This is a genomic window from Shewanella sp. Isolate8 (assembly GCF_022398495.1).
GTDB lineage: Bacteria > Pseudomonadota > Gammaproteobacteria > Enterobacterales > Shewanellaceae > Shewanella > Shewanella aquimarina.
Genome location: NZ_JAKEVI010000004.1, coordinates 131106 through 146777 on the forward strand (window position 1 = coordinate 131106; position 15672 = coordinate 146777).

13 protein-coding genes are annotated in these 15672 nt (G+C 57.7%); 7 read left to right on the top strand and 6 right to left on the bottom strand.

Annotated features, from left to right (window positions below):
- Window position 1: 1 nt before the first annotated feature.
- On the bottom strand, window positions 2–1174 hold the full coding sequence (locus L1D43_RS16910) for a monodechloroaminopyrrolnitrin synthase PrnB family protein (RefSeq protein WP_239853448.1): 1173 nt from the start codon (window positions 1172–1174) through the stop codon (window positions 2–4).
- Window positions 1175–1365: 191 nt separating this feature from the next.
- Between L1D43_RS16910 and L1D43_RS16915 the strand changes: the two genes are divergently transcribed.
- The 7 genes from L1D43_RS16915 to L1D43_RS16945 all read left to right on the top strand — a co-directional run bounded on the left by L1D43_RS16915 (window position 1366) and on the right by L1D43_RS16945 (window position 8796).
- On the top strand, window positions 1366–1827 hold the full coding sequence (locus tag L1D43_RS16915; RefSeq protein ID WP_239853450.1) for an Lrp/AsnC family transcriptional regulator: 462 nt from the start codon (window positions 1366–1368) through the stop codon (window positions 1825–1827).
- A gap of 65 nt (window positions 1828–1892) precedes the next feature.
- Window positions 1893–2435, top strand: a complete 543-nt coding sequence (locus tag L1D43_RS16920; RefSeq protein WP_239853452.1) for a DUF4124 domain-containing protein — start codon at window positions 1893–1895, stop codon at window positions 2433–2435.
- A 126-nt stretch (window positions 2436–2561) separates the two neighbouring features.
- A complete protein-coding gene (gene glnL / locus L1D43_RS16925) occupies window positions 2562–3617 on the top strand; it encodes a nitrogen regulation protein NR(II) (RefSeq protein WP_041508879.1) in 1056 nt (351 codons plus the stop codon).
- 41 nt (window positions 3618–3658) lie between these two features.
- Window positions 3659–5068, top strand: a complete 1410-nt coding sequence (glnG, locus tag L1D43_RS16930) for a nitrogen regulation protein NR(I) (protein WP_160797717.1) — start codon at window positions 3659–3661, stop codon at window positions 5066–5068.
- A 257-nt stretch (window positions 5069–5325) separates the two neighbouring features.
- A complete protein-coding gene (locus L1D43_RS16935; RefSeq protein WP_041508877.1) occupies window positions 5326–6216 on the top strand; it encodes a LysR family transcriptional regulator in 891 nt (296 codons plus the stop codon).
- A 425-nt stretch (window positions 6217–6641) separates the two neighbouring features.
- Window positions 6642–7499, top strand: a complete 858-nt coding sequence (locus L1D43_RS16940; RefSeq protein WP_041508876.1) for a hypothetical protein — start codon at window positions 6642–6644, stop codon at window positions 7497–7499.
- Between the two features lie 10 nt (window positions 7500–7509).
- A complete protein-coding gene (locus L1D43_RS16945) occupies window positions 7510–8796 on the top strand; it encodes a DUF4785 family protein (RefSeq protein WP_239853454.1) in 1287 nt (428 codons plus the stop codon).
- Between the two features lie 89 nt (window positions 8797–8885).
- Here L1D43_RS16945 and L1D43_RS16950 read toward each other — a convergent pair whose 3' ends face one another.
- The 5 genes from L1D43_RS16950 to L1D43_RS16970 all read right to left on the bottom strand — a co-directional run bounded on the left by L1D43_RS16950 (window position 8886) and on the right by L1D43_RS16970 (window position 15491).
- Window positions 8886–11996 (bottom strand): efflux RND transporter permease subunit, encoded by a 3111-nt coding sequence (locus L1D43_RS16950; protein WP_239853459.1) that lies wholly within the window; start codon window positions 11994–11996, stop codon window positions 8886–8888.
- On the bottom strand, window positions 11993–13300 hold the full coding sequence (locus L1D43_RS16955; RefSeq protein WP_239853460.1) for an HlyD family efflux transporter periplasmic adaptor subunit: 1308 nt from the start codon (window positions 13298–13300) through the stop codon (window positions 11993–11995). Before L1D43_RS16955 ends, L1D43_RS16950 begins: the two co-directional genes overlap by 4 nt.
- The gene (locus tag L1D43_RS16960; protein WP_239853462.1) at window positions 13293–13946 is read right to left on the bottom strand and encodes a TetR/AcrR family transcriptional regulator; all 654 of its coding nucleotides are present in this window, start codon (window positions 13944–13946) and stop codon (window positions 13293–13295) included. The genes L1D43_RS16955 and L1D43_RS16960 overlap by 8 nt, the downstream gene beginning before the upstream one ends.
- A 128-nt stretch (window positions 13947–14074) precedes the next feature.
- Entirely contained in the window at window positions 14075–14944 is an 870-nt protein-coding gene (locus L1D43_RS16965) for a cation diffusion facilitator family transporter (RefSeq protein WP_041508871.1), read from the bottom strand.
- A gap of 64 nt (window positions 14945–15008) precedes the next feature.
- Window positions 15009–15491 (bottom strand): Spy/CpxP family protein refolding chaperone, encoded by a 483-nt coding sequence (locus L1D43_RS16970; RefSeq protein WP_239853464.1) that lies wholly within the window; start codon window positions 15489–15491, stop codon window positions 15009–15011.
- Window positions 15492–15672 lie beyond the last annotated feature (181 nt).

Consider the following 15672-nt stretch of genomic DNA (forward strand, 5'->3'; position numbering starts at 1 on the left):
TCTACCCCTCTAGGCTGGCGCGCAGCCTGGCGATATCGTCGAAACGGGTACGAATGTCATCTCGCTTGGCGGCGGCGCGTCTGTCTCTGAGTTTCTCCAGCGCCCCCAGCAGCACAGGCAGCGGCGGGCCACTGGCGGTGACCTTGTCGATATGCTGACTCTCCATCTGCTTGGCGGGCTGGGCGATATACTTCTCCACCAGCTGATCATGGTGTTGTATCGCCCCCTGGCCATGGGCCTCACACACCCGCAGGAACTGCGCCAGATTCTCCCGGTACCAGGGCTGGTCACGCATCTCCATCGCACCGAGAAAATCATCCATCAGGCTGGTGCGGCGCATACAGTCGCGCAGGATGCGCTGATCTTCCGGCATCATGTAGAGGAACTTATCTACCAACAGCTGAGAGTAGGCCGACTCGTTGGCGAAGCAGAGCCCCAGCTGCAGGTCGATCACATTGATGCCGGCAAAGTCACCGGCGTTGGCACCCCGATAGACCTGCTGGCCGACGCGATAGGGCTTGTAATAGGGGCGCACACTGTTGAAAAACGCCTGGGTATCGAGGCGATCGAACAGGATCTGATTGGAGGCGATCACCTGCTCCAGCGCCACGCGAGCCACCTCCAGCAGTTCGGCGGTCATGGGATGGGAGATCCCCAGCGGCTTAATCTTCAACAAAGCATCGGCGGCGCGCTTGTAGGCGAGGATCCCCTTGGTGTTGTAGTCGACAAACAGCTTCTCGTCGTCCAGATCGGTAAAGCGTTTGTAGAGGCCGTTAACCGCACGATTGTGAGTGGTCAGATGCGCCGTGGCAAAGCGCGGCGTCACGCCGATGGAGGCACCTATGTGCATCGCCAGCGCCGAGGCCTCAAGCAGGGGCGAACTGGTCTCGCGGCTGGGCTCGGTGATCTCATGGCGACGACAGGCGGCCATGTAGAGGCCCACGTTGCCCAACAGATCGAAGGCGGCATCAAAGCCCTCGTCGGTATTGCCCTCATCCAGCAGCGCCTTGATCAAGCTTCGGCCATCGGCCTCCAGCCGCGCCTTTAGCTCATCGCCTATCCCCTCCACGTTGGCGGGATCGCTCTGCTGCATATAGAGGCGCTCCAGCGCCGAGTTAATCTCGACAAACTCCTGCCTGATCCAGTGATCGAAGGCCGCGACATCTTGACTCATAGGGTGACTATCTCTTGGTTATTTTAATTATGACTCAATAAGCTACCACTAAGCCATTAGGGCAAACCTGCAATATCACCTACATAAAAAGAGATTTTTTGGTGGATTCCGACAAAAATAATCACTTTAATAATGCTATCCGACACATTACCCCAATGCCTATCGAGCGGCAGCGACAAGAGAGCACACAGATGAAACTGGACAGTAAAGACAAGCAGATCTTAAGCATACTGCAGGAGGAGGGGCGGCTCCCCGTGGCCGAGCTGGCCAATCGCCTCAACCTCTCAGACACCCCCTGCCTCAGGCGCATCAAGAAGCTGGAACAGGCGGGCTTTATTCAGGGCTATAGCGCCAGGCTCGACCCTAAGTCACTGTCACTCAATGTGATCGTCTACGCCTTCGTGCGCCTCACCGAGAACTCCGCCGCCTATGGCGAGCTGTTCGAGCAGGAGATGAGCCGCCTGCCCCAGGTGCAGGAGTGTTCGGTGATCACCGGCGCTCACGACTACCTGCTAAAGATCGTCGCCCACGATCTGCTGGAATATGAAGGCTTCGTCAAACACTCCCTCGGCGGCCTCAAATGTATCGCCAGCATAGAGTCGACCGTGGTACTGAAGCAAACCTTCTCCCGCCATCAACTCCCAGTCGTATGAGACTGGTGATTTTTATAGCGAAAGCGACTAATCTGTAGCAAACACCAGGTATAAAAGGAATGCAAATGCGCCCGATATTGCTGTTTACCCTGCTGTTACTGACCCTTGGGGCTCAGGCAGCCATCTACAAATGGGTCGACAAGGATGGCAAGGTTCACTACTCGGATACCCCGGTAGAAAACTCCACCCAGGTCGAGTTTAAGGAAAATACCGAAAACCAGATCAAGCTGCCGCCTCCCGTGGTACGTGAGTCTTCGGCGCCCGCCAAGGCTGAGCCTAAGGAGCTGTATAAGCTGACCATCTCCAGCCCCAGCGAAGAGGAGACCCTTCGCGACAATAACGGTAATATCACTGTGATCGGTGCCATCACCCCAGATCTTGCCCCCGGCCATGGGCTGGTGCTGGTAATGGATGGTAAGGTCGTCAGCCAGCCTCAGGCCAGCCCGGTATTTAACCTGGAGAATGTGGATCGCGGTGAGCATAAGTTTGAAATCAGGGCCTTGGCACAAAACGGCAAACAACTTGCATCGACCCCTCCTAGAACCGTATTTCTTCACCGGGCCAGTGTATATGCGATTCCTAGGGCAACCCCTCGCGGGGGCGGTTAAAAATTTATATCATAATTTTTAACAACTTAGGAAACTACATCCCCAAATCCCCCCGGTGAAGACAGCTTGCAGCGTGCACCAAATTGGTGCACCATTATGGTGCAACCTACTTTCCGGGAGCCGTAAATGAACACAGACCCTCTGCTCAATCACCTGGTGACGGCCGTACTCGTCGTCTCAGATGATCTCAAGCTGTGCTATGCCAATAGCGCGGCCGAGCAACTGCTTGGGTTAGGCAGTCACCGCCTCACGGAGCACAGCCTACAAGACTGCTGCCAGCTGCTCAGCATAGATCATCAATTGCTGCGCAGCGCCATTCGCGAACACCAAGGGCTCACGGTCAACACCACCAACCTGATCACCCTTGACGGACAGCATCACACGGTCGACATGACCCTGACCCCGCTGGAGGTCGAGCCGGATCAACCCGAGCAGGGCGTACTAGAGCTGCGTCAGGTGGATCAGCAGCGAAGGATACACCAGCAGCTCACCCTGGATGCCCAACAACAGGCGGCCCAATATCTGGTGCGCAATCTGGCTCATGAGATCAAGAACCCCCTGGGCGGCCTCAGAGGCGCGGCGCAGCTGCTATCACGTGAGCTGGAAGACGCCGACCAGCGCGAGTTTACCGACCTCATCATAGAGCAGGCCGATCGGCTGCGAAACCTGGTCGACAGGCTGCTCGGCCCGCAGAAACCCACGGAGCACAGTCTGCACAACATACATGCGGTGATCCAGAAGGTGCTCAAGCTGGTGAGTGTCACCCTGCCGGACAATATCCACCTTATCCAGGACTATGACCCCTCGATCCCGGATATCGAGATGGATCAGGAGCAGCTGCAACAAGCGGTACTCAACATAGTACAGAACGCCATTCAGGCGCTGGAGACAGAGGAAGAAGGCGGCGAGATCCGCATCAAAACCCGCACTCAGCATCAAGTCACCATAGGCACCACACGCCATAAACTGGTGCTGGCGCTCTCCATCATAGACGACGGCCCGGGGATCAAGCCCGAGCTGATGGATACCCTCTTCTACCCTATGGTCACGGGCAGGGAGCAGGGATCCGGACTTGGGCTCTCCATTGCCCATAACTTTGCCAGACTCCACGGCGGACGCATCGACTGCGCCTCGGTGCCGGGCAAGACAGAATTTACCATATTGCTGCCGCTCAAGAGCTAGCGTAGGTGACCTTAGAGCATTCAACTTAAGAGAGTAGGTGTATGACAGAAAAAGTTTGGGTTCTCGATGATGATAGTTCGATACGTTGGGTCGTCGAACGGGCGCTCAAGGGCGCCAAGATAAGCTGTGCCAGCTTCGCCGCCGCCGAATCCCTGTGGCAGGCACTGGAACAGGCTCAACCTCAGGTGATCATCTCAGATATCCGCATGCCGGGCACAGATGGCCTGACCCTGCTGGATCGGCTGCAGCTGCACTATCCCCATATTCCGGTGATCATTATGACGGCTCATTCCGATCTCGACAGCGCCGTCAGCGCCTACCAGGCGGGAGCATTCGAATATCTGCCTAAGCCATTCGACATCGACGAGGCCATCGGCCTGGTGGAGCGTGCCCTGAGCCACGCCAAGGAGCAGTCGCCCAAGGCCGCCAGCCAGCCCGAGGTCAAGGCCCCGGAGATCATCGGCGAGGCGCCGGCCATGCAGGAGGTGTTTCGCGCCATCGGCCGCCTGTCACGCTCCTCCATCAGCGTGTTGATCAACGGTCAATCGGGCACGGGTAAGGAACTGGTCGCCGGTGCCTTACATAAACACAGCCCACGCAAGGACAAGCCCTTCATCGCCCTGAACATGGCGGCGATCCCCAAGGAGCTTATCGAATCCGAGCTGTTCGGCCATGAGAAGGGCGCCTTCACCGGCGCTGCCAACGTGCGTCAGGGCCGCTTCGAGCAGGCCGACGGCGGCACACTGTTTCTCGACGAGATCGGCGACATGCCGCTGGATGTGCAGACCAGGTTGCTAAGGGTGCTGGCCGATGGACAGTTCTATCGTATCGGCGGCCACTCGCCGGTGCAGGTGGATGTACGCATCATAGCCGCGACCCACCAGAATCTGGAGTCACTGGTGGCCAAGGGCGATTTTCGAGAGGATCTCTTTCACCGCCTCAACGTGATCCGGGTACATCTGCCGCCGCTGTCCCAGCGTCGGGAGGATATTCCCCAGCTCGCACGCCACTTCCTGGCCACCGCCGCCAAGGAGATCAGTGTCGAGCCTAAGATACTCACCAAGGCTACCGCCGACACCCTGGCCAGCCTGCCCTGGCCAGGTAACGTGCGTCAGCTGGAAAACACCTGTCGCTGGCTGATGGTGATGGCCTCGGGCCAGGAGATTCTGCCCCAGGATCTGCCCCCCGAGTTGCTGACACCCAGCACCAGCCAAGACAGCGCGTCACAGTCGGGCGGCGGAGGCTGGCAGGAGGCGCTGACCCTATGGATAGATCAACGCCTGAGTGAGGGAGAGAGTGATCTGCTGACTCAGATACAACCTGCGTTTGAGAAGATATTGCTAGAGACGGCGTTGAAACACACCAAGGGACACAAACAGGAAGCAGCTAAGCGCCTGGGCTGGGGTCGTAATACCCTGACGCGTAAGCTGAAAGAACTCGAGATGGATTGAGTGAAAGCACCCAGCCTTAGGCTGGGTGCTTTGACGCCTCTTCCGAAGGCGTATTGTTTGCGCTAACAACAACACTCTCAGACTGACACTCGGATTCGATGACTTCACGAGGCATAGCCGCCTGCCATAAAGCCCCTACCCATAAACTTTGATTCGCTTTCATTTACCTTGCCCTCATTTTGCCAACTGGATCAAAGTAATCTTATAGCGACTATTAGTAAAATGAATAAATAGTATCCCGTAAATGCCATATTAGAATGAACATACCAATCAAAACCTTACATTATTTTCTCACCCTGGTTGAGACGGGAAACTTTACCCGGGCAGCGGAAAAGTCCTTCATCACCCAGCCCACCCTGAGCAAGATCATTCAGCGCCTGGAGGATAATCTGGGCCAACAGCTGCTGCACAGGAATAACCAGAAGATAGAGCTAACCCAGGCGGGTATCCTGCTGGAGCACAGCGCGCGGGAGATCCTGGGCCAGTGGCATAGACTGCAGGAAGACCTCACCAACCTGAGCGGCCTCAAGTCAGGCCACCTGCGTCTTGGGGTCTGCCCCATGATGAGCAGCCTGATCATCGACCTGCTCACCGCCTTTCGTCAGCAATACCCGGGGATAGAGCTGCAGATGTACGAGTATGGCGGCTTCGGCTGTGAGCAGGCGCTGCTCAACAACAGCCTGGATATCGCCTTTACCGCCCTGCCCACCACACACGATGTCGAGCTGGCCAACCGCGCCCTCACCCGCTATCCGCTGCTGGCCTGCCTGCCCAAGGATCATGCCCTGGCTCAGCAAGAGGCCGTGACCTGGCAGGACTTCGAGGCCTACCCCTTCATCCTCTACAACGAGGACTTCTCCCTGGCCAAGCTGATCACCCGCCTGAGCCACAAGGCGGGCGTGCAGCTCAACATCGCATTTCGCAGCGGCCAGTGGGACTTTCTGGCGACCATGGTGGAGGCCCAGATGGGGGTCGCCATACTGCCCGAGCCTATCTGCCACAAGTTGCAGGGCAGTGAGCTGGTCTTCAAGCCTATTCGCCCCAATCTCACCTGGGATCTGGCGCTGATCTGGCGTAAAGACTTGCCCCTGACACCGGCGGCCCAGGCGCTTTTGGATCTCAGCGAGCAGGCCCATCTGCACCCCTGATAAAGGTTAAAATTTACCGGATTTTCAGCCGAAAAAGGCTGACAATAAGTTATCTAACACTGATAACTGGGCCACGGACAGATAGAATCACTGGTAATCGTGCTGGCGGGTCCCACTTGCACAACAAAGGTGCAATTTTTTTCAGCGAGGATTCAAACGCTCGCCACTGCCCCAGATGCACGGTGACAGTAAACATGCCATTTTGTTTAAAACAATCAACCACCTAAGCTTAGTTTAACTGGTACTAAAGTACCGTTAAAAAGCCTTGCCGCCTCACTTTGCAGCCGTTAGCTTCCCCTAAGAGGTCTGACGTCCGACGTCTGACCTCTGCAGCTGAGTAATTAAAACTCAGTAGTAAAATCTAAGTAAAAAAACCTGAGTAATAAAACCTAAAACAACATCAACAAGATAAGAGAAATAAGCCAATGAAGATCTACCAAAAGCTCATGATGCTGGGTCTGTTTGCTGTCAGCCCATTGACTTATGCCACCTCCGGACTCGTGTTTATCCATGGCACCGGGCATCAAACAGATGCGCTGTCGGACTATTGGACGCGGGAATTTGTCGACTCCGTCCGCCAGGGTGCTGCCTCGCCCGATAACTACCTGGTGATCAACTGCGACTTCGACCAATACATGTGGGATGACGCCGCCGCGGGCTGTCTGGCCGGGCAACTCACCCAGTTTATCGACAGTAAAAACATTAACGACCTCACCTTGCTGACCCACTCCAACGGTGGCAACGTGGTGCGCTGGATCCTCTCCAACCCCACCTGGGACAGTCGCTATCCCAAGATCATCAACGCCACCTCCAGGGTGATCGCCCTGGCGCCTTCCAGCGGCGGCACGCCACTGGCCGATGCCGTCACTCAGGGCAATGTATTTGAGACCTCATTGGGTTGGCTGCTGGGCTACGGCAGCGATGCGGTGAAACAGCAGCAGGTCAGCTGGATGAGCAGCTATAACAACAGCTGGCTCTATGGCACCTCGGGTCGCCCGGCGCTGCCCTCCCCCTTCGAGGTGGTGGTAGGTTCAGATGTCGACTCCGCCTTCTGGGACAGCGACAGCTACTGTGCCGGCTATCAGTATCAGGTCGCCCTGGAGACCACTCAGAACTGGCTCGACGACTGCTCGGACGGCTTCCTGGAGTGCCAGTCGCAATCGGCGGCGGGCAGCGTCTGGTTTAAAGATATCCAGCGCACCGCCGGTAAGGAACCCCTGAGCCACCAGCAGAGCCGCCGCGCCTGCTTTAATCTCGATACCCTGATCCGCGACCATATCTAGGAGCCATAAGATGAAACCATCAATCAAAATGGCGAGTGTGTTCGCCCTGTCCGCCCTGCTGAGTGCCTGTCAAAACGATGAGACCCCAGCAGACAATGCCCCAGAAGCCAGCGCAATGACAGTCACCCAGGTGACTCTGCTGGCCCCCGCCTCGGGAGATCTCACCATAGACACCCTGGCAGCCACCGAGCTGCCACCGGTAAATGGTAGTCGCGGCGGCGTCAGCTTCAGCGCCCCCATTACCAGCGCTGCGCAGCTAGTGGCCCCCACCCAGCTAGAGCAGAGCAGCAGCGACCAGTATTGGCGCACCGTCTCGGGCGCCGAACTCAACAAGGGAATTAACCTCGCCGTGAGCCAGAGCGACAGCGTGATCCGCGTGGCCCCCCGGGGCGATGCCAGCTCGGGCGCGCTGCGCCACAGCCCGGCCATCTCACCGGATCAGCTGCGCCTCTACAAGGTCAACAAGCAGACGGTAGATAAGTCGGCATCTATGATCCAATCCATGAGTGATCCTCAGGCGATGGCGACCGCGGGTATCGTCGACGACTCCAGTGCCCTGAAGCTGTCACAACAGGCGACGCCGGGCATCTATCAACTGCAAGTTGTTCAGCCCCTAAGTGCCAACGACAGCTATCTGATCAACGTCAAGGAGAAGGGCAGCCCCTACCAGCTGGCCCTATCGGCCCCTAAGCGGCTGAGCAGCAAGGCACCGCAGCTGGCCTTCGATCTTAAGCTGAGCAACAGCGACATAGCGCTTAGTCCGACCGCGACGCTCAAGCAGAGCGATGGTCGCTACCACAGACTAGCCGTGATTAAGCAGGGCGATAACTGGCAGGCTCAGCTACCGGATGAGCTGGCGATGCCCAGCAGCAACTTAGGCCTGAGCGAGATCCAGGTCGACGTGGAGACCCGGGTAAATGGCCTGCCACTGATCCGCACCGTCAAGACCGCCTTCAAGCAATATGTGCCAGCAGCCAAACTAAAGGATGAGGCCAGCATCTACTGGCAGGATAACAAGCCTACTCAGGCGGTGTTCGACCTGCAGGTCGCCAGCCCGGGACGCTACCAGGTCTCTGCCGTGTTAGTGGGTACCGATGCTCAGGGTAAGCAGGCCAACATCTTGCGCACCGAGACGGCCCAGTGGCTAGACGCCGATGGTCAGGTCACCCTGAGCTTTGATGGCGAGCAACTCGAGGCCTCTGGCCTGGGTGCGCCCTACGCCATCAAGGCGCTGGAGCTTAAAGATCAGGGCCAGATGGCTCGCTTGAGTTATCTGGGCGAGGCCGCCACCCTCTAAAAGGAAAACTGCGCACCATATCTAGTCACATAAAAAAGGGCGCCCTTATGATTCACAGAGGGCGCCCTTTCTATTGGCATCAGTAAAGCCTACAGCTGAGTATGGGGCTTCACCCTGTCAAAGTCGGCCAGTATGGCGTAGGCACAGGGGATGATAAACAGCACCAGCAGGGTGGAGGCGAAGATACCGAAAACGATCGAAACCACCAGGGGCTGCACCACCTGGGCCTGCAGGCTGGTTTCCAACAGCAGGGGCAGGAGGCCCGCCGCCGTGGTCAGCGAGGTGAGAAACACCGCCCTGAAACGCTCACGACTGGCGCTAACCACCGCCTGATGCACACTATCTCCCTCATCCACATGGTGGCGTATGTACTGCACCAGCAGGATAGAGTCGTTCACTACGATTCCCGCCAGCGAGATGAAGCCCATGATGGAGGGCATGGAGAGGTTATAACCCAGCAGCAGATGGCCCCAGAGCACGCCGATCAACGCCAGCGGGATCGCCAGCATCACCACGGCGGGTTCCAGATAGCTCCTGAACTGAAAACTCAGGATGGCGAACAGGCCAAACAGGCCGATGAGGAAGCCTTTACCCATGGAGCTGCCGGTCTTGGCCGTCTCCTTGGCCGAGCCCTCAAAGTCCACCCTCACCCCTGGGTAGTGCTGCTGCACCTGAGCCAACCACTCGCGCTTTATCGCGGCTATGGTCTCGTTGGCATTGGCGCGCTGATTGTCCACATCGGCCATCACAGTCACGCTGCGCAGGCCATTGATGCGCTGGATACGCACATAGGAGCGCTGATCTTGCAAAAGGGCGATAGACGAAAGCGGCAGCTGACTGCCATCACTGAGCATGATGGGGAAGTTGGCCAAGGCCTGCAGATCACCGGCCTGCAGCTTGTTGAGCCGCACCTCGATCTCGATATTCTCAGGTCCCACCTGCACCTCGTCGGCTAGCTGGCCAAAGTAGGCGCTGCGCAGCTGGGCCGCCACCAGTTGGCCGTCGATGCCGAAGCTCTCGGCGCCGGGACGCAGGCTCACCTTGATCTCCTCCTTGCCCGGACGCATGTCGTCGAGTATGCCACTGATGCCATCAAACTGCCCCAGATAGCTCTGCAGCGACACGGATGCCTGCTTGAGCATATCCAGATCGTCACCCTGCAGGCGGATCTCTATGTCCCGCCCGGCGGGGCCCATGGTCGGCTGCTTGAACACCAAAGATAGCGGCATCGCCAGCTCCCCGGTCTCCAGGCGCCAATCGCGGATAAACTCCTCGATCAGGGTATTGCGGGTCTCAGCCGACAGCAGATCCAGCCTGACGGTCGCCACATGGGGGCCGCTCTCGCCGGCGTCGGCGTTAAAGTTATACTGGGCCGTGATATCCCGGATCAGCTCATGTTCATCCTCCACCTCATGGGTGTATCTGTCGCCCACACGCTTGGCGCTGGCGATTAGGGTCTCGACCACTTTCTGGGTCTGACTCAGGGAGCTGCCCGGCGGCAGTATGATACGCGCCTCGGCGATATCGCCATCCAGGTCGGGGAAAGGCACAAACTTGAGCGCGCCGCCCACCACCAAGGAGACAGAGACCAGCAGCAGGCCTATGGTGGCGCCGACACTCACATAGCGCCAGCGCACCATAAAGGTCACCAGCCTGACTAAGTGATCGTTACGGAATGCCTCGAAACGAGTCAGAAACTTCGCCTTAAGCTCGCCGATGCGATTGGGCTTACCTTCCGGTTTGGCATGGGTAAGCGAATGATTCAGGTGATTGGGCAGGATCAGGAAGGCCTCGAACAGACTGATGGTCAGCACCATGATCAGTACGGTCGGGATGGCCGACAGCACGGCGCCCATCTGGCCATCCAGCCCTAAGAGTGCGCTGAAGATCAACACTGTCGTCAGGAAGGAGGAGACCACGCCGGGGGCGACCTTCTGTACCCCCTTGACCACCGCCTCATGGGGCGACATCCCCCTGTCGATGTGGGAGGCGATCGACTCGGCGATCACTATGGCGTCATCCATCATGATACCGATAGCCATCAAAAGTCCCACCAGGCTCATGAGGTTGATGGACACGCCGAACAGGCTCATCAGGTAGAGTCCGCCCATGAAGGCGACCGGCAAGCCCGCCGACACCCAGAAGGAGTAGCGCAGGGAGAAAAACAGCCACATGCTGAGGAAGACCAGGATGATCCCCTGCCAGCCGTTGGTGATCATCATCTTCAGCCTGTCTTGCAGCACGGAGGAGAGATCGTTGGTCATGGTCAGGCGCACACCATCTGGCGCGCGAGCCTGCTCCAGTTCGATAAACTCGCTCACCCTGGCCTTGATCCGCAGCGCATCGTCGGCCTTGTTCTTCTGCACCTTGATCAGCGCCGCGTTGCTGCCGTTAAACTGAATATGCTCCTCATCCAGCTCGAATCTGTCGCTGATAGTGGCGATATTGCCAAGGCGCACCACGCTGCCGTCGGGGTTGGAGGCGACGATGATCTTGGCCAGCGAGGCAGGGGTAACCTTACGCTCGTCGAACCTGAGCAGGATATTCTTATCCTTGAGCTCGATATTCCCCGCCGGCATCTTCACGTTCTGCCTGCCGACCTTGTCGGCGATCTCGGCGGCGGTCAGCCCCAGCCTGCGCATATCCGCCTGATTGAGCTCGATGCGCAGCTGATGGTCCGAGAAACCGGCAATGGATACCAGGCTCACGCCGGCGTCTATCTTGAGGCGACGCTTCACATCTTCGGCATAACTCTTCAGGTGTGGCCAGCTGGTATCGGCAACGATGGCGATATCCACCACGGGCTCGGCCCAATCCAGCTCCTTGACGATGGGCGGCTCTATCTGCGCCGGAAAGTTGTTAATCGCGTTGATCTGGGTCTGTACATCCACCAACATGCGCCCCAGATCTGCCTTAGGTTCCAGCTTGAGGCGCATGGAGGCGACCCCCTCCTGGGCGTCACACTTCACCTCTTCGATATTGGCCAAGCCATCGACGGCGTCCTCCATCCGCAGGCAGATGCTCTCCTCCACCTCTACCGGCGAGGCACCCGGATAGACCACAGTGGCCATCACATAGGGCGGGGCAAACTCGGGAAAGGTCTCGCGCTTAATGCTGCCCATGTTGACGACACCCAGCAGCAGGAAGGCCAACATCAAGAGGTTAGCCAGGGTGGGATGTCGGGTGATATAAGCGATCACAGCGGCGCCCCTCCCTTAGCGGTGACGGGCTTAAGTGACATGCCGGGGATGGCCGGGATCAGATCGTTAAGCACTAAGGTATCGCCCGCCTTCAGGTCTCCGGTGATGGCCACCAGCTGCTGGTGACGGAACAGCACCTCGACCGGCTTGATCACCAGCTTGTGCTCGGCGTCCATCAGATAGATATGATCGCTTCGCAGCGCCCGCTCGGGGATCACTAAGTGTGGCTTGGGTTTACCGCTGATCACCGCGCTGACAAACATCCCCTTGGTCAGCGGCGGGCGCAGCAGGAGATCCATCTGATTAAAGTCCTGCTCCACCTCCAGATAGACGCCTATGGTGGCCTGATTAGGGTTGACCGTCTCGGCGACCCGGGTCACCTTGGCTGGCCAGCTAAAGCTATGATTACCCGCCTGAAAACTGACCTCGGCCTGCAAGCCAAACTCATCGATAGAGGGCATGCTCCTGGGCTGTGATGCCTGCACCAGGCTGCTGACCAGGGCGCGCATGTCCTGCAAGGATAACTCCGCCTTGATCTCGGCGGTGCCCAGCCTGTGGGCCACCAGCATCACGGCGCCGGCGGCCACCACCTGATCTTGCTCGATATTGATGTCCGACACCCGCGCATCGAAAGGCAGCACCACCTTGGTCTGATTCAGGCGGCGTTCGGCGTCTTGTAGCTGCGCCATATCGACGCTCAGCTGCGCCTCGCTCACCTTGCGATCATCCGGGAGCAGCTTGAGTGAGCTCTGCAGATCTTCCACCAGCTTGGTCTGGGCCAGCAGCGACTGCTTCTGGTTTTCCAGCTCGGAACTCGACACCAGGTTGCGCTTCTTCAGGGTCAGCTTGCGCTGATACTCCTGCTCGGCGAGCACCAGCTTCTGCTGCTCTATCTTCAGGCTGGTGTTGAGATTTTTCTCCTGCTGATCCAGGCGGGTCAGCTGCGCCTGGGTGGCGTGCATGCTGGCCTGGGCCTGGGCGACCTTGAGCTGGTACTCCAGGGGATCGATCTCAAGCACCAGCGTGCCCTTTGGCAGCATGCGCCCGGTTTCCAGCTGCGGATGACGGTATAACACCTTGCCACCCACCTCGGCCACCGCCTGCCACACATGCTTGGGCTCAACCCGGCCAAAGCCTGTCACCCTGGGGGCGATCGCCTGTTGGGTTAAGGGCGTCACCTCAACCGCCCTGGCCTTATCATAGCCGGCGACTAAGGAGGGTGAGGGTTTCAGCAGTACCGCGAGCAAGATGGCCAGCACGCCAACGCCCACACCGACCAATAGATAGCGTTTCTTGTTATTCATCACTCTCATCCTTCACTTCCATCAGGCCACGCTGCAACAGACGGGTATTTTGCTCGGCAAGCCGCTGTAAAAACGTCGGCGTGATCTCAATACCGACTCTTTGAAGTAGGTTTTCGGGCACGATAAAGGGAAACACCATCATGGCAAAGAAACTCAGCTGGGCACACTGCGCATCCACATCGTCCTTCAACATGTCCTTCTCCTTTAATCGTTGAAATATGGCGACATTCTCAAAGTTAACCACCTCGTAGAAGGCCTTGGTCACCTCGGCATTTTCCGGCAGGCTCTGGTCCAATCCGGCGAGGCGTAGCATCAGGCGGGGAAAGTGCGGATGCTTGCTCATGACGCTGTAGTAGGTCTGCAGCAAGTCCGCCGGACTCTCCTGGCGCACCTCTCTCCTCGCCTTGTGGAGCTGGGCCATCACGGGCATCGCCGTCTCGTGGATCATGGCAGAGAACAGGCGCTCCTTGGAGCCGAAGTAGTAGCGGATCAGGCCAGGATCTGTCCCCGCCATGCTGGCGATTTCCCGAATCGAGACCTGGGCATAGGGGCGTTCGATAAACAGATTTCTCGCCGCCAGGATCAGCTTATCGCGATTTTGAGTGTCGCCACTGGGACGGCCGACACGACTCTTAGCTTCTGCCATATAAATTCCTCTGTTGAGGAATTAATACTAGAAGAATAGCCTTTGAATTGGCAGGGAAATAATTCCCCTAAAGACGGGGTTGTGTAGAATTTTCGGCGGCAAAGTCGGGTCTCGCCGCCGGATATCGACTAGATGGGATCTTGGTGGATCAGCACTTCCACATGCTCGAACAGCCTCCTCACCCTTGCCTCGGCGGCATCGGCGATGGCGTGGGCCTCCACCAGTGGTAGCCTGCCATCCAACTCCAGATGACACTGCACGAAGGTGGTCTTGCCCGAGGTGCGAGTACGCAGATCGTGAAAGCCATTGATGCGCGGGTCTTTCTCTATCGCCTGCACTATCTTGAGCTTAGTATCGGCATCCAGCTCCCTATCCAGCAGCGACTGCGCCGAGCGATAGCCTAAGTCCACGGCCTGCTGGCCGATGAACAGGGCAATCAAGATGGCGAACAGGCCGTCGGCCCACCACCAGCCAATCTGCGACAAGACAAGCGCCAACAGCACGGCGCTGTTAAGAAACAGATCCGATTTATAGTGCAGCGCATCGGCCTCCACCACAGTGCTTGCCGTCTTCTCCAGGGCGCGTCTTTGCAGCAAGACCAACGCCAGGGTCAGCACTATGGCGATCGCAGACACCACCACACCCACCATGGCGTGGTTGACCGGGGTTGGGTTGATCAGCCTGTCACCGCCATGCAATAACAGCAGCAGTGCCGAGCCCAGAATAAAGGCCGACTGCGCCAAGGCCGCCAGGGGCTCGGCCTTACCATGACCGTATCTATGGTCTTGATCCGCGGGCACTATGGCGTAGCGAATGGCGATGAAGTTGACTATGGATGCCAGGGCGTCGGCGAAGGAGTCGGTGAGGGATGCCAGCATACTGGCGGAGCCTGAATAGAACCAGGCCGCCAGTTTGATCACTATCAGGGTAAGCGCGGTCGCCACGGCGGCGCGGCTGGCCAGCTTTACCCAAAAATCGTATTGGGAAGTGTCGGTCATAGGGTCATATTACAGCTAATAATTAGCAGGGGAAGAATATGACCCATTGTAACTTAGTTATGCCCTATCGGCGATCACCTTTACGTCCACCGCGCTTGGCGAAATTCTCTTTAAATTTCGCCTGCTGCTCTGGGGTAAGCATTTGATAGATCTCGCGTTGCATCTTCATGCGTTCTACTGCGGCCTGGGCCCTGAGCTCGCTGCGCTGCGCCATCATGGACTTAAGATCGGCCTCGTTGAAGCTGTCTGAGGTGATCATATCCAGCATCTGCTGCTTGTGCGCGGCGCGCACCTCGTCCGACGGACGCTTGGCCTGCATCGCCTCGCGGTGAGACTGCATCATCTCCTTCATCTGGCTACGCTGGGCATCGGTGAGATCCAGACCGCGAAACATCTTATGCATATCGCCGTGATGGCCTCTGTGCTCGCCACGCATCTCATGACGACAACCGCCATCGTCGGGGCCCGCCGCATACACAGCCGGTGCTAACAGGGCCGCACTGGTCATTAACGCCAATAATCCTGATTTTAGGGTCATCTTATTCATAATCTGCCTCTTACGCTTATTGCGGATAGTTAGTTCGCTCTGGGAAGAGCTTCGACACTAACAGTGTACGCCCCCCTATGTAATGCAGGGTTTTCCTAAGGTAAACCTCTGTAAAGTTTGCCCAAAGAGTGAGAATCTGCTGTCCATCACGCCTTTACCTAGACTTACATTCTTAGACTGC